The following is a 14,397-nucleotide window of genomic DNA, read 5'->3' on the forward strand; positions in this document are numbered from 1 at the left end:
ATATGTTACAGCTGGATATTCTGAATGAGTGAAAAAACCAAAGGTACGGTGAATAAAGTGCCCGCAGACATGAGTACAATGAGTTTTCTGCGGCTGTTTTCTTTTTCTTCCTTCTTTTTTGGAGAATTTGAAAGCTCTTTGGAGACCATAATCCATATGATCATTGTGACGATTGCTAAAATGCCAATCAATGTTGTGTTCATCATGATAACCTCCATTTTGATTCTTTTTCCAATTTTACCATAACGATCAGGTGATATGAGATCACATTGGAGAGGATTTCACATTTGAGACAAAAACAGACCACCTCACATCAGGTGGTCTTTACTTCGTTTCTACATATCTAGCAGTTTCCGTGAGATGACCAGCCGCTGGATTTCTTGTGTACCTTCATAGATTTGAGTGATTTTCGCATCACGCATGTAGCGTTCGACTGGGTAATCCTTTGTATAGCCATATCCACCAAAGATTTGTACGGCTTCTGTCGTCACCTTCATGGCTGTATCACCAGCAAAGAGCTTGGACATAGCTGATTCTTTCCCATACGGAAGCCCCTTTGTTTCAAGCCATGCTGCCTGATAGGTGAGCAGTCTTGAGGCCTCAATTGCCGTTGCCATATCCGCTAACTTAAAAGCAATGCCTTGCTGCTGAATGATTGGTTTACCGAATTGTTTGCGCTCCTTTGCATAATTGACTGCTGCATCCAGAGCACCTTGAGCAATACCAACAGCTTGTGCGGCAATACCGTTTCTGCCGCCGTCAAGTGTCATCATCGCTATCTTAAAACCTTCGCCTTCTTGACCAAGCCGGTTCCTTTCGGGTATACGACAGTCTTCAAAGATGATTTCTGTCGTTGGCGATGAGCGGATGCCCAGTTTGCTTTCTTTTTTGCCGATTGAGAAGCCTTGCGTCTCTTTTTCTACAATAAAAGCGGTTGTATTGCGGGATGAAGCATCCTGGTCAGTAACAGCAAACACAATATAATAATCCGCAATGCCTCCATTGGTAATAAAAATCTTTGCACCGTTCAAGACGTATTCATTCCCTGCTTTTACTGCTGTTGTTTTCATTCCGCCGGCATCTGAGCCCGAGCCGCTCTCGGTCAGTGCGTATGCGCCGATCTTCTGACCCGCTGCAAGCGGCTTTAAATACGTCTCCTTTTGCTCATCTGTTCCGAATGTATAGATCGGCCATGAAGCGAGTGATGTGTGAGCAGACAGGGTGACACCTGTAGAGGCGCACACTCGCGAGAGCTCCTCAACCGCTATGACATAGGCCAAATAATCACTACCAATCCCTCCATTTTCTTCTGGCCAAGGGATTCCCGTTAAACCAAGCTCTGCCATTTGACGAAAAATAGCCGGATCATACGATTCTGTTTCATCTCGCTCTGCTGCTGTTGGCTCCACTTCATTTTTCGCAAAATCTCTCACCATTTTTTGTATCATTTCGTGTTCGTCACTTAATTGGAACTGCATCATGAGCCACCTCACTTCATATTAGCTGTTTACAAATAACCAGCCTTTGTATTTCACTTGTTCCTTCATAAATCTCACAAATTTTCGCATCACGAAAGTACCGCTCTGCTCGGTATTGCTTCGTGTAACCGGCTAGACCAAGCAAATGGATGACTTCTGTACTAATATCAACCGCTGTTTTAGATGCAAATAACTTCGCCATCGACGCTTCCTTCGTGACAGGGCGATTGGCCTCTTTATAAGAGGCGGCTTGATAGACAAGAAGTTTTGCCGCTTCCAGCTTGGTGCCCAGATCGCCCAACCGAATGGTCGTTTCAAGGCCAGCTGGGTGCTGCTTTAAATACGTCACCGCCTCATCTAATGCGGCTTCTGCAATGCCAAGGCTTTGAGCCGCAATGCCAATTCTCCCCGCATTTAAGCTAGACATGGCAATCCGAAAGCCTTCTCCTTCTGCACCGAGCAGCTGTTTTTTTGGAATTCGAACACCGTCAAAATGAAGTGTGACTGTTTTTGATCCATGCAGGCCCATCTTCTTCTCATCTTTTCCGATCGTAAATCCTGGTGTCCCTTTCTCCACAATAAACGCTGATATATTTTTCTTAGTAGAAGCAGGGTCTGTCACAGCAAATACAAGATACACTTCCGCTTCACCGCCGCTTGTGATAAAAATTTTCGTTCCATTTAACACATAGTGATCGTCTGCCCGCTCTGCTTTCAACTGAATACTAGAGGCATCTGATCCTGCCTTCGGTTCAGTTAGACAAAAGGCGCCCAGCTTCTGCCCGGACGCAAGCTTGGGAACGTAGGATTCTTTTTGTTCAGTTGTTCCAAACGCCAAAATCGGCATCGTCACAACGGATGTATGAACGGATACAATGACACCGATGGTTGCACTTACTTTGGATAATTCATGAATCGCCATGATATAGGTTGTAAAATCTGCCCCTAATCCGTGATACTTATCTGGGATCGGAATGCCTAAAAAGCCTTGCCGACCCATTTCAGCTAAAAGCGTTTTCGGGAACACGCCCTGTTCCATCGCTTCTACTTCTGGGAAGACATGCTGGCGTGCAAATTCTGCTACTCGTTTTCTCCAAAGACGTTGTTTTTCTGTCAGCAACACATCCATCTTGACTCCCCCTATGAGTGGTCGTGGTAAGTGTAAAAACCTCTCTTTGTCTTTTTGCCCAGCCAGCCTGCGTTCACATATTTTTTCAAAAGAGGACAAGGTCGATATTTGCTATCTCCAAGACCCTCGTGAAGGGTATTCATAATAAATAAACAAGTATCGAGCCCGATGAGGTCGGCGAGACGAAGCGGGCCCATTGGATGGTTCATTCCAAGCGTCATGATGCCGTCAATACTTTCTACATCTGCTACGCCTTCATAAAGGGTGTAAATGGCTTCATTAATCATCGGCATTAAAATGCGATTTGACACAAAACCGGGGAAGTCTTCCACTTCAATTGGCGTTTTGTCTAATGTCTTTGCTGTATCAAAAACAACTTGGTACGTGGCATCATCCGTTTGCAGCGCACGGATCACTTCAACAAGTTTCATCACGGGAACTGGATTCATAAAATGCATGCCAATCACTTTCTCTGGCCTGTTCGTCACGGCTGCTAATTCTGTGATCGACAAGGAAGACGTATTTGTCGCAAATATCGTGTCATCAGGTGCAAATTGATCGAGGGTTTCAAAGATTTGTTTTTTGATCTTCATTTGTTCAGATGCTGCTTCAATCACTAAATGCGCCTGCTGTACATCCTTTAAATCTGTTGAAACAGCCAGCCGCTGTGTAATATCACGGACTGCCTGATGTGCCAGCTTTCCTTTTTCTGCTCGTTTCGTCAGTTGTTTGGTCATTGAAGAAATGGCTCGATGAATCTGCTCCTCTTCTGTATCATGGAGCAGGACTGTATAACCTGACTGTGCAAATACTTGGGCAATACCTGAGCCCATTTGCCCAGCCCCAACGACCATGACGGTCTCTTCTATACTCATGACAATGAACGCCTCCCTTTTAATCCACCTTGATCATGATCGCATCACCTTGACCCCCGCCGCTGCAAATCGCCGCAATGCCGATCCCGCCGCCTCTTTGTCTGAGTGCATGGATCAAGGTCAATATAATACGTGTTCCGCTTGCTCCAATCGGGTGACCAATCGCGACTGCCCCTCCGTTCACATTCATTTTCCGCCGATCCAGTCCAAGCATTTTTTCGCATGCTAATGCCACCGCTGAAAAAGCCTCATTGATTTCAAACAAATCGATATCCTCTACTCGCTTCCCTGTTTTCTTTAACACTTTTTCGATGGCATAGGCTGGTGTTTTCGGAAAGTCCTTTGCCTCTACTGCTACTTGCGCATGCCCAAGCACAACTGCCAGAGGTTTTTCACCTTGCTGCATGGCGTATGTGTCTTTCATTAATAGAAGCGCACTTGCACCATCATTGACACCCGGTGCATTGCCAGCGGTGATCGTACCTGCCTGATCGAAAACGGGCATCAGTTTTGACAAACGTTCATATGACGTATCACGCCGCGGGGCTTCATCTTCTGAAATCAGCTGATCTCCTTTTTTATTCTTGACGGTAACGGGGATGATCTCATTTTTAAAAAAGCCGCTTTTTTGCGCCTCAATGGCTCGTTCATGACTTCTTAACGCCCAAAGGTCTTGTTCTTCTCGTGTGATGCCAAGCTCTTTCGCCGCCATGCTTCCATACTCACCCATATGAACACCTGTAAACGAACAGGTTAATCCATCTAAAATCATGGCATCTTGTACTGCACCATCTCCCATTTTGTAACCCCATCGTGCTTTTTTTAGAAGATAAGGAGCATGGGACATGGATTCCATGCCGCCTGCCACGATCACCTTGGCATCTCCCGCTCGAATGATTTGATCGGCTGTCGTGACACTGCGCATTCCTGAAGCACAGACTTTGTTGATGGTTTGTGTCGGAACCGACCAAGGAAGATCTGCATGTCTAGCTGCCTGCCTTGAAGGAATTTGACCTTGTCCTCCTTGAAGGACACTGCCCATGATGACTTCATCCACTTCATGAACATTTGAGGCTCTTTCCAGCGCAGCTTTTATCGTCATCCCCCCTAATTCTGCAGCAGTCAAACGACTTAAAGTTCCACCTAGTTTTCCAAATGGTGTTCTCACTCCAGATACAATGACCGTCGTGCTCATTTCTTCCCCTCCTATTTGTTACCGCTTACATAAATGCTGCACAGCTCTTAAAACATCGGTATCTATCGGCCGATGAACAGTAGATCCATCGGCCTGACACCTTCATGAAGCCTGCGTTCTCGTTTCGCCAAACACTGATTTTTCAAGAAGTTCTGCGACATCAAATGTTCCGACCTGCTCTTCTACTTCCTTCGCTTTCGTCCCATCCCCAAGCATGGTTAAACAATATGGGCATCCTGAGCTGATGATGGATGGCTGTACCTGTAAGGCCTGCTCCGTCCTCGCTGTGTTAATCCGAGTACCTGTCTCTTCTTCCATCCACATTAAACCGCCGCCGGCACCGCAGCACATCCCGGATTCACGATTCCGTTCCATTTCTTTCAGTGTCACACCCGGAATGGATTTTAAAATATCTCTTGGCGGATCATAGACCTCGTTATATCTGCCTAGGTAGCAAGAATCGTGGAAAGTAATGACCTCGTTCACTTCATGAATAGGCGTTAATTTTCCCTCTTTTACTAGCTCTGCCAGTAATTCTGTATGATGGTACACCTCTGCCTCGAGCCCGAAGTCTGGGTATTCATTTTTAAATAAATTGTAAGCATGCGGATCGATCGTGACAATTTTGGTTACGTCATTTTTTTGGAATTCTTCGATGTTCTTTGCAGCAAGTTCTTGGAACAAAAATTCATTCCCAAGTCTTCTCGGTGTATCGCCTGAGTTTTTCTCTTTATTACCTAGGATGGCAAAAGAAACCCCTGCTTCATTGAGCAGTTTTGCAAAAGCAAGAGCAATCTTTTGGCTTCTATTGTCATATGCACCCATCGATCCAACCCAGAATAAATAGTCAAAGGTCTGATCTGCTTTTTTCAGTTCTTTCACTGTCGGAACATGCACATCTTCTCTTAGTTCACGCCAGTTTTCTCTTTCTTTTCGGTTCAATCCCCATGGGTTCCCTTGGCGCTCGATGCTTGTCATCGCACGCTGTGCATCTGCGTCCATTTTTCCTTCAGTCAGCACTAAGTATCTGCGCATATCAATGATTTTGTCGACGTGTTCGTTCATGACAGGACACTGATCTTCACAGTTTCGGCATGTCGTGCATGCCCAGATTTCTTCTTCTGTAATGACCTCACCAATGAGAGAAGGATGATACATTGCGCTCGCCGCAGATTCTTCCGCTCCGGCTCCTCTTGCCTGTAATGCCAGCTGATTTCCTGTCGTCTGCTTGAAAGCAAGCTGCGGAACCCACGGTGTCTTTGAAGTAATGGCAGCCCCTTTATTTGTTAAATGATCTCTTAATCGTAAAATCAAATCCATTGGAGACAGCATTTTCCCCGTCCCAGTCGCTGGACACATATTGGTACAGCGTCCGCATTCCACACAAGCGTAAAGATCGATCAGCTGAGATTGACGGAAATCTTCAATTTTCCCAACGCCGAACGTTTCTTGTGTCTCATCTTCAAAATCAATTTTTTGCAGTTTGCCTGGCGGGTCCAATCTGCTGACAAATACGTTGACCGGGCCAGCGATGAGATGGGCGTGCTTAGACTGCGGGACGTACACTAAGAACGTCAGTAAAATAAGAAGATGCACCCACCATGCGACATAGAAAACAATTGTTGCCGCAAGTGGTGACAGCCAGCCCAGCAAGAAAGCAATGCCGGAAGCAATTGGCTCAGTTGCTGATAGTGAGTGCCCATGCCAAATGATGTTCATTCCGTTTCCCAGTAATACGGTCAGCATCAATCCGCCAATAAACAAAAGGACAAGCCCTGACTTAAAGCCCCTTTTTAAACGGACTAACTTCTCGACATATCTTCTATGGAACGCCCAAACCACCGCCACTAAAATGAGAAGTGTGACTACCTCTTGGAAGAACGTAAAGACACCGTAAAGCGGACCTAATGGTAGCCCGCTGTCTGGAACAAGTCCCTTCATAATAAAATCAAGGGCTCCGAACTGCACTAAAATAAATCCATAGAAAAACAGCACATGAATGATGCCACTCTTCTTGTCCTTGAGCAGTTTCTTTTGCCCAAACACATTCACCCAAACACGTTCTAAGCGTTTTTTCATGTCTTTTTGAAATTCTTCTTTTTTGCCAAGACGAATATACGCCGCTCGTGTTCGAATGAGATAAATAAACAAATACACAGCGTAAGCGGTCACTGCCGCAAATGCAATCAAGTTAACAATTAAAAGGCTATTCATCTTGCTCCCCCTTTCATTCCCCAAAACCCACTTTGTTCCGTTTCCATGTTGTACCTCTATCATAAATAATGAATGAGTATTCAGTCAATATTTTTTGCCCATTTGGGTACACTATCGTCATATGTAAAAAAGGAGGAACCTTCATGATCGCATTGATCATTCTACTCGTCGTCTTCGTCATTGTTCTACTCGTCAGGCTAGATCTTTATATAGGGAGAAAATATTTTTCTACCCATGCTTTTGAACGGTCTTTTGACCAAACAAGCGGCGATGCAGTTTTTTATCATGATGGCGAACCACTGTTTGATCAGCTGCTTACGGATATACAGCAAGCCTCTTCTTCTATTCATATGATGTTCTTTATTGTAAAGAACGACAAGATCGGGCAAAGGATTCTGCAAGCACTTAAAGCGAAAGCAGAGCAAGGTGTTTCGGTTTTTTTGCTCACTGATCGGTTAGGCTCCTATCCATTTGATCAAACATCCATTCAGATGCTAGAAAAAAGTGGCATTCAATTTTACTTTTTAAATAAACCACGCTTTCCTTTTTTCATTTATCGTTTAAACATGAGAAATCACCGAAAGATCACAGTGATCGATGGGAAGATCGGCTACATTGGCGGGTTTAATATTGGAGATGAATATGTAGGGAAAAACGGCAGGTTTGGCATTTGGAAAGACTATCACCTGCGAATGACAGGACAGGTTGTCGCAGACCTACAGCATGTGTTTCTGAATGATTTGTACCGGTCATCTGGTATTCACCAGCTGCAATACGAGGTTTTTCCTGCACTGGAACCGGGAACATTACAGTGCACTACACGTGCGACGGCAGGTTTTTCTTTAGAAGCCTTATTTCTTCACGATATTCAACAGGCGAAAAAGCAAATCACCATCTGCACGCCCTATTTTATTCCATCAGCTCCTCTTCTAAGCGCCCTTCTTGACGCACGGAAGCGAGGCGTGACTGTCGACATCATCATCCCAATGAAGGCAGATCACCCGCTTGTGAAAGAAGCTGGATTTCATTATTTGAAAGATCTGATCGCTGCTGGATGTCTTGTGTATCGTTTTTATAAAGGGTTTTATCATGCGAAAGCCATTCTCATCGATCATAGCCGTTGTATGATCAGTACGGCGAACTTTGATAAACGAAGTTTGTTTTTCAACGAAGAAGTGGATGTGGCCATTGATGATTCCACCTTCACCGCACATGTAGAGGAAAAGATTCGTGAACACATGGAAGTTTCAGAACTGATGACTGAAGAAAAATACAAACAGCGCCCACTTCTCACGCGTCCGATTGAGTGGATAGGCGCCCTGTTCTCGTATTTTTTATAAAGGAGTTGACCTATGCGTTATCGATTTGGTTATGTATCCAACGCCGTCACTTTATGGGAAGCTTCACCTGCCAAGTCGCTGACCTTTGCAAGATACAGTAAGCTCTCAAAGGAAGAGAGGACAGAGGCTCTATTACGAACGACGAAAGCCAACCTCGTCAATACATTAAGAACGCTTTATTTTGCGATTGCCCATGATATTCCGCTTTACCGTTTTTCAAGCTCGATTGTCCCGCTCGCCACCCATCCTGAGGTGCGGTGGGACTTTGTGACACCCTTTCGCAAAGAATTTCTAGAGATTGGTCAACTCGTAAAGCGACACGGATTACGAGTGAGCTTTCACCCCAATCAATTTACTTTGTTCACAAGTCCAAAGCCATCCATTACAGAAAATGCCGTCATCGATATGACCTATCATTATGAAATGCTTGAGGCCATGAAGCTTGAAAAGGAAGGCTATATGAACATTCATGTCGGAGGTGCATATGGTGACAAGGCATCTGCTTTACAGCGTTTTGATGACAATATAAAGCAGCTTCCTGCACATATCAAGGCGAGAATGACGCTTGAAAATGATGACAAAACATACACGTCATTAGAAACGCTTGATGTTTGTGAAAAGCATGGCATCCCGTTTGTATTTGATTACCACCATCACATGGCAAACAAAGATGATGATGCGGCACTTGATGACATTCTGCCAAGAGTGTTTGACACGTGGGCAAACACTGGCATACCGCCTAAAATCCACTTATCCTCACCAAAATCAGAAAAGGCGATACGAAGCCATGCGGATGGAGTGGAGATGTCCTTTGTATTGCCACTTTTTCAAGCTTTAAAGCCGTATGGTCGTGATGTGGATTTTATGATTGAGGCAAAGAAAAAGGATCAGGCCTTACTCCGTCTTGTTGAGGAGCTGTCAGCGATCAGAGGCAATCGGCGGACGGGCGGAGGCACCATTGAGTGGAAATCGTAGAGAAAGGTTTACCTCTATCGCAACGGGGGTAACAAAGCTATTGTGAGAAAGTATTTAACAGGAGGATATGAAGATGTCACAAATCTATTCAATCCGAATTGCTGCGAAAGCATTGAATTTACATAAGCTTATTTCTCTATACGAAAAGTGCCAGCACGCTCAGCATCGTTTATATGTATATTCTAAAAAAACAATGTGCAACATTAAGAACATCGTAGAGCTAGAGACCTTTAGGCTCACTCATTTAGAATCAGACTATTTAATCGTGGTAGAAGGAAAAGAGGCACAAGACCTCCTTCAGCCATTTGAAAAAGAGAATGCTTCGTAATCGTAAAGAAAGGCAGCCTTAGGCTGACAAAGGGATAAAATGAACTTTATTTTATCCCTTTGTCTTCTTTTCAGCGTAGTTGAAAACCTTTGCAGTCTAGGAAGGACGAGTACCGGCGCGGAGCGAATGTCACATTCGTGAGCACCGGCACGCAGGACTGACACCGAATGCGAGGGTTTGTCTACACGCTGGGGCAGCCTTAGGGCTGCTCTTTTTCTATATCCATGCTTCTGTCAGCCAAACCTCGCCTGACGCTGCATTCATTTTTACTTGTGTACCGATTGGCATCGTGAGCATCGGATGCGTATGGGCACTGTCAAATTCCGCGATGAGCGGCCTCTTTGTATCTCCCAGTACTTCAAGTAATAGATCGTGCGGCCTTTTGCCCGTTCCTTCATCATCAAACAGCTCATGTTTCCCTAAGAGGATACCAGATACCCGTTCAAACACACCATTTATCTTTAACAGAGAGAAGTTCTTTTCGACGATGGAGGCGGTTTTCATACAATCTTCAATGAGAAGGATATCGCCCTTTTGGATTTGAGGCATGAATTCACTTCCCCATATGCCATACATGGCATTTAGGTTCCCGCCGATCAGTCTGCCTTCTGCCTGCCCTTCAATGACGCACATCCAATCGTTTGGACGTTTTTCTTTGTCTCTTATTTTCTCTTCCCAGTTGATCCGTTCGTCCGTCCAGAAGGGCGGTTTTTTCACCTGATATGGGATGGGCTGCGGATGAATGAGAATGTCCTCGAAAGATTGATATGTATGGTTGACAAATGGTTCAAACTCTCCAAAAGACGGCACAAGTGCAGGCCCGTAAAAAACAGGCAGACCCGTTTTTTCATAAGCCGCTAAAAGAATCGCCGTCGCATCTGAATAACCAATCATGATTTTCGGATGCTTCATCAGCAGCTCAAAGTCGAGATAAGGCAGCAAACTATTCGAGTTCGTCCCCCCAATCATCGACATGATACAGGACAAATCTTCTCTCGCCATCAGCTCATTCAGCTCAGCTGCTCGTTCTTGAATCGTTCCCGAACGATAGTGATCCTCTTTCCCTGTTAATGATCCTGGTACCACAATGAATCCTTTTTGTTCAAGCCATTCCTTCGCCCGCTCATACCTAAGAGGCGAGGTAGCAGATGCTGGACTTGAGGGAGAATAAATACCTATTTTATCGCCCTTCTGTAAACGCCGAAGCCCCTTCATTCCATCAGATCCTTCCTACACGAGTTTTTACTATCCTAGCAAAAAAAGCCCTTTTTCAAAAGGGCTAAGATTTAAAAATAAAGTACACTTCAATTTAACAGCTTAAACAGGCCAAATATGATGACAGTAAAACTGATGGCCAGCGTTGCAAATATCTCAATATGAAAAAGAGCCCAGCTTAATAGCTGGACTCATTCAATCACTTCTCTTCAATGACCAAACTGCGCTTCATGCAGTCTGCTATAGACGCCGCCCATTTGGATTAAGTCTTGATGGCGGCCTTGTTCTTGGATGCCTTTTTCTGTGACGACGATGATTCGGTCTGCATGTTTAATTGTCGCAAGGCGGTGAGCAATGACGAGTGTCGTCCGGCCGACTGCCAGTTCGCTTAGTGCGTCTTGGATCGCTTTTTCTGTTTCTGTATCAAGCGCTGACGTCGCTTCATCCAAAATAAGAATAGACGGGTTTTTCAAAAACATCCGTGCAATTGACAGGCGTTGCTTTTGACCGCCAGATAGCTTAACGCCGCGTTCACCGATGACAGTATTCAACCCTTCTGGGAACCGCTGAACGAGCTCCTCTAAATGGGCACGTCGCACCGCCTCCCAAATGTCTCCATCACTCGCTTCTAGGTTGCCGTACGCAATATTCTCACGAATGGTGCCTGAGAATAAAAAGACATCCTGCTGCACAATGCCAATCTGCTGTCTTAAAGAGGACAAGGTCATCGATTTTGTGCTCACACCATCAATGGTGATGTCTCCTTCGTCCACATCATAAAAACGAGGCAGCAGACTACAAATGGTCGATTTCCCCGCTCCTGATGGCCCGACAAACGCAACAGTTTCCCCTTGTTTGATCTTTAAGTTGATATCCTTCAATACATGACTGTGCTCATCGTAGCCAAATGTCACGTTGCGATACTCAATTTCACCTTTCAAGCCGTAAAGATCACGTGCTCCTTCTGTATCCTTCACATCTGGCTCTGTTTCAAGCAAATTGACATAGCTTTTAAAACCGGCAATGCCTTTTGGATACATTTCAATTACCGTGTTGATCTTATCAATTGGTCTGAATAACACATTTGTGATCAAGACAAAGGCGATAAATCCGCCTGCCGTTAATTGACCTTGAAGGACAAACCATGTACCTGCCAGAAGAACGAACAGCGTCACAAGCCTTGTGAGAATATAGCTGATTGATCCGTTAACCGACATAATTTTATAGGAAAGAAGTTTCGCTTTTCGAAAGCGGTTGTTGTTTTCAGCAAAGCGCTTTTTCTCAAAATGTTCATTTGCAAAGGCTTGAACAAGACGAATACCGCCAATATTGTTTTCAACCCTTGCATGAAAATCTCCAATGTCATTGTTGAGTTGTGTAATCGCCTGTGTCATTTTTTTATTAAAATGAAGGGCTAACCAGATGATGACTGGCATAATTAAGAAGGTTAAAATGGCAAGCTGCCAATTAATCATGAGCATGACGGCAAAGGCGCCAAGAATGGTCATAATGGCAATAAACAAATCTTCCGGCCCATGATGCGCCACCTCTCCAATGTACATGAGGTCATTTGTCATCCGTGACATGAGTTTGCCTGTTTTGTTATTATCGAAAAATTTGAAGGACAGACGCTGAAAATGATCGAACAGCTTTTTTCTCATATCGGTCTCAATATTAATGCCAAGCATGTGCCCCCAATACGACACGATAAATTGCATCAATGAACTGAGCGCATAAATGACAAACAACGCAAGTGCGGTCCAGGCAATGACCGTCCAGTTCCCTGTCGGCAGTAATGTATCAATGAAGTAATTTACGATGAGCGGGAAGCCCAGTTCCATGAGTCCAACGGCAACAGCACAAAAGAAATCTAAAAAGAACAGACCACGATAGGGCCTGTAATAGGCAAAAAAGCGTTTTAGCATATGTAAAAGAACCTCACTTCCTCTATAATTGATAATCATTTTCAATTATAGAGGAATCGTCATAGAAATACTAGATCAGGAAATGATTTCTTTCCCTGGAAACCCTCACAATACACCTGAAAACAATCGCGCAAACGATTCCTTTAAACGTTCCTTTAAGCCCCTTTTATAAAAATGAACCGGCCCCATTTGCTCGCATTCTTTCATATCTTCCTCATAATGAGCCATCAATTGCTCGATCGGTTTCTTTGCCGCTGTAAAGACATTGACCTCAAAATTGAGCTGGAAGCTTCTCATATCGACATTTGCCGTTCCGACAGAGGCAAGCTCTCCATCTGCAATCATGACCTTTTGATGCATGAAGCCTTTTTGATAGTGATACACCTTGATGCCTTCTTTCAAAAGCTCAGAAAAATAAGATCGTGTGGCGTATTGCGTGAGAAAGCCATCGTTTATCTCAGGCACCATCACACGCACATCCACCCCTCTTGTGGCCGCAATTTTTAACGCTGTACGGATGGATTCATTTGGGACAAAATAAGGCGTCGCAATCCAAACAAATTGCTGTGCATTCGAAATGAGTGCGTCATATAAATCACTCATACTTTCCTTCATATCAGGTCCAGTCGGCACGACCTGAATGACATCTTTTCCTGTCACAGGATGCGGGGTGTGATACTTCGGATCATCAATTAACACTTCATCTGATACATACTCCCAGTCCAGCATAAAAATGGAGTGAAGTGTCTGAACGGCTTCACCCTTTAATATCGTATGCGTGTCACGCCAAAAGCCGATGTTTTCATCGCGTCCTACATATTCCTTCCCGACATTGAGCCCGCCAACAAATCCTGTTTCACCATCAATAATTACGATTTTTCGGTGATTTCGGAAATTGAATTTTTGATTAAAGAATCCGTATTTTAATGGCAGAAAAGGAGCGACCTTTATCCCCGCCTGCTTCAATCGTTTAATATCTTTTCGTGAGAAGCGAATGCTGCCAGCCGCATCATAGATGAATCGGACCTCTACTCCTTCTTTCGCTTTTTCAATTAGGATCTCCATCATCCGGTGACCGAGAAAATCAGATTTGAACATGTAATATTCTATATGGATGAACGTTTTTGCCTTTTTTAATTCTTCAAAAATACGTGGAAAGGTTTCCTCTCCATTCTTTAAAATCTCCATATCACTATTTGTATTTACATGCATCCCTGTTGCTTTTTCTGTGTAATGAAAAAAAGCACGCTGATTATCGGTTAAACGCGTCTCATCCGGTTTACTCTCAAGCTCTGATATTCTGCGTAATTTTTCTCGGTTATACATTCTCTTTGATTTAAACAAATGTCCCTTGACATAAAGCTGTCCTGAGAACAAATAAAACATATAGCCGATGATCGGGAAAAAGATCAGTACATACATCCATAACAGCGTGTGCTGTGATGTCCGGTTCTCTAGCATAAGCGAGATAATACTAAATAAAATGATGGCGATGTAACTAGCTGCATAAAGCTGAAAACCCCACGCTGGAACCGGCCACCAAAACACCACATATGCCCCAAATATCATGAAATATAAAAATAGAAATTCCAGTCTCCTCTTTTTCACATTCTCCGCCCTCATTCGTTTCTGTCTTTTTCTCTTCCATACCCTTTGCACAGCTCGTCTGAAACGCACGGTTTGCTGCTTTCTTTTAGCTTTTACAGACTGGAGCGTTTTGATC

The 14,397-nt window shown here is 44.2% G+C and carries 12 protein-coding genes; 3 read left to right on the forward strand and 9 right to left on the reverse strand.

The window, feature by feature from the left end; all coding sequences use genetic code 11:
- Nucleotides 1–5 precede the first annotated feature (5 nt).
- The 6 genes from MHI41_RS17285 to MHI41_RS17310 form a co-directional block, all read right to left on the reverse strand.
- Nucleotides 6–203: a hypothetical protein gene (locus MHI41_RS17285; RefSeq protein WP_082114265.1), complete on the reverse strand. Its 198-nt coding sequence runs from the start codon at nt 201–203 to the stop codon at nt 6–8.
- Nucleotides 204–335: 132 nt separating this feature from the next.
- A complete protein-coding gene (locus MHI41_RS17290) occupies nt 336–1,478 on the reverse strand; it encodes an acyl-CoA dehydrogenase (protein WP_017368220.1) in 1,143 nt (380 codons plus the stop codon).
- 16 nt (nt 1,479–1,494) lie between these two features.
- Nucleotides 1,495–2,607, reverse strand: a complete 1,113-nt coding sequence (locus MHI41_RS17295; protein ID WP_017360058.1) for an acyl-CoA dehydrogenase family protein — start codon at nt 2,605–2,607, stop codon at nt 1,495–1,497.
- A gap of 11 nt (nt 2,608–2,618) precedes the next feature.
- A complete protein-coding gene (locus MHI41_RS17300; protein ID WP_035389816.1) occupies nt 2,619–3,482 on the reverse strand; it encodes a 3-hydroxybutyryl-CoA dehydrogenase in 864 nt (287 codons plus the stop codon).
- A 19-nt stretch (nt 3,483–3,501) separates the two neighbouring features.
- A complete protein-coding gene (locus tag MHI41_RS17305) occupies nt 3,502–4,677 on the reverse strand; it encodes an acetyl-CoA C-acetyltransferase (RefSeq protein WP_342494352.1) in 1,176 nt (391 codons plus the stop codon).
- A gap of 102 nt (nt 4,678–4,779) precedes the next feature.
- Nucleotides 4,780–6,891 carry a heterodisulfide reductase-related iron-sulfur binding cluster gene (locus MHI41_RS17310; protein WP_017360061.1) on the reverse strand — a complete coding sequence of 704 codons (2,112 nt, stop codon included), beginning with the start codon at nt 6,889–6,891 and terminating at the stop codon, nt 4,780–4,782.
- Nucleotides 6,892–7,034: 143 nt separating this feature from the next.
- On the opposite strand from MHI41_RS17310, the gene cls (MHI41_RS17315) reads away from it, so the two are divergent.
- From cls (MHI41_RS17315) to MHI41_RS17325, 3 genes are all read left to right on the forward strand, one after another.
- Nucleotides 7,035–8,231, forward strand: a complete 1,197-nt coding sequence (cls, locus tag MHI41_RS17315; protein WP_144716428.1) for a cardiolipin synthase — start codon at nt 7,035–7,037, stop codon at nt 8,229–8,231.
- 12 nt (nt 8,232–8,243) lie between these two features.
- Nucleotides 8,244–9,206 carry a UV DNA damage repair endonuclease UvsE gene (gene uvsE / locus MHI41_RS17320; RefSeq protein WP_046344681.1) on the forward strand — a complete coding sequence of 321 codons (963 nt, stop codon included), beginning with the start codon at nt 8,244–8,246 and terminating at the stop codon, nt 9,204–9,206.
- A gap of 73 nt (nt 9,207–9,279) precedes the next feature.
- Nucleotides 9,280–9,534, forward strand: coding sequence for a hypothetical protein (locus MHI41_RS17325; RefSeq protein WP_008343494.1), 255 nt, complete (start codon nt 9,280–9,282; stop codon nt 9,532–9,534).
- 216 nt (nt 9,535–9,750) lie between these two features.
- On the opposite strand, the gene MHI41_RS17330 is transcribed toward MHI41_RS17325, so the two are convergent.
- From MHI41_RS17330 to cls (MHI41_RS17340), 3 genes are all read right to left on the reverse strand, one after another.
- The gene (locus MHI41_RS17330) at nt 9,751–10,749 is read right to left on the reverse strand and encodes a S66 peptidase family protein (RefSeq protein WP_057078926.1); all 999 of its coding nucleotides are present in this window, start codon (nt 10,747–10,749) and stop codon (nt 9,751–9,753) included.
- A gap of 209 nt (nt 10,750–10,958) precedes the next feature.
- Nucleotides 10,959–12,674: an ABC transporter ATP-binding protein gene (locus MHI41_RS17335; RefSeq protein ID WP_317328204.1), complete on the reverse strand. Its 1,716-nt coding sequence runs from the start codon at nt 12,672–12,674 to the stop codon at nt 10,959–10,961.
- A 105-nt stretch (nt 12,675–12,779) separates the two neighbouring features.
- Nucleotides 12,780–14,282, reverse strand: coding sequence for a cardiolipin synthase (gene cls / locus MHI41_RS17340; protein ID WP_317328205.1), 1,503 nt, complete (start codon nt 14,280–14,282; stop codon nt 12,780–12,782).
- Nucleotides 14,283–14,397 lie beyond the last annotated feature (115 nt).

This window comes from Bacillus sp. FSL M7-0307 (assembly GCF_038627835.1).
Classification (GTDB): Bacteria; Bacillota; Bacilli; order Bacillales; family Bacillaceae; genus Bacillus; species Bacillus altitudinis.

Excerpts from the sequence above, each read along its gene's own strand:
- MHI41_RS17285 (WP_082114265.1), bottom strand. The coding sequence starts at position 203 with ATGAACACAACATTGATTGGCATTTTAGCAATCGTCACAATGATCATA.
- MHI41_RS17290 (WP_017368220.1), bottom strand. The coding sequence starts at position 1,478 with ATGCAGTTCCAATTAAGTGACGAACACGAAATGATACAAAAAATGGTG.
- MHI41_RS17295 (WP_017360058.1), bottom strand. The coding sequence starts at position 2,607 with ATGGATGTGTTGCTGACAGAAAAACAACGTCTTTGGAGAAAACGAGTA.
- MHI41_RS17300 (WP_035389816.1), bottom strand. The coding sequence starts at position 3,482 with ATGAGTATAGAAGAGACCGTCATGGTCGTTGGGGCTGGGCAAATGGGC.
- MHI41_RS17305 (WP_342494352.1), bottom strand. The coding sequence starts at position 4,677 with ATGAGCACGACGGTCATTGTATCTGGAGTGAGAACACCATTTGGAAAA.
- MHI41_RS17310 (WP_017360061.1), bottom strand. The coding sequence starts at position 6,891 with ATGAATAGCCTTTTAATTGTTAACTTGATTGCATTTGCGGCAGTGACC.
- cls (WP_144716428.1), top strand. The coding sequence starts at position 7,035 with ATGATCGCATTGATCATTCTACTCGTCGTCTTCGTCATTGTTCTACTC.
- uvsE (WP_046344681.1), top strand. The coding sequence starts at position 8,244 with ATGCGTTATCGATTTGGTTATGTATCCAACGCCGTCACTTTATGGGAA.
- MHI41_RS17325 (WP_008343494.1), top strand. The coding sequence starts at position 9,280 with ATGTCACAAATCTATTCAATCCGAATTGCTGCGAAAGCATTGAATTTA.
- MHI41_RS17330 (WP_057078926.1), bottom strand. The coding sequence starts at position 10,749 with ATGAAGGGGCTTCGGCGTTTACAGAAGGGCGATAAAATAGGTATTTAT.
- MHI41_RS17335 (WP_317328204.1), bottom strand. The coding sequence starts at position 12,674 with ATGCTAAAACGCTTTTTTGCCTATTACAGGCCCTATCGTGGTCTGTTC.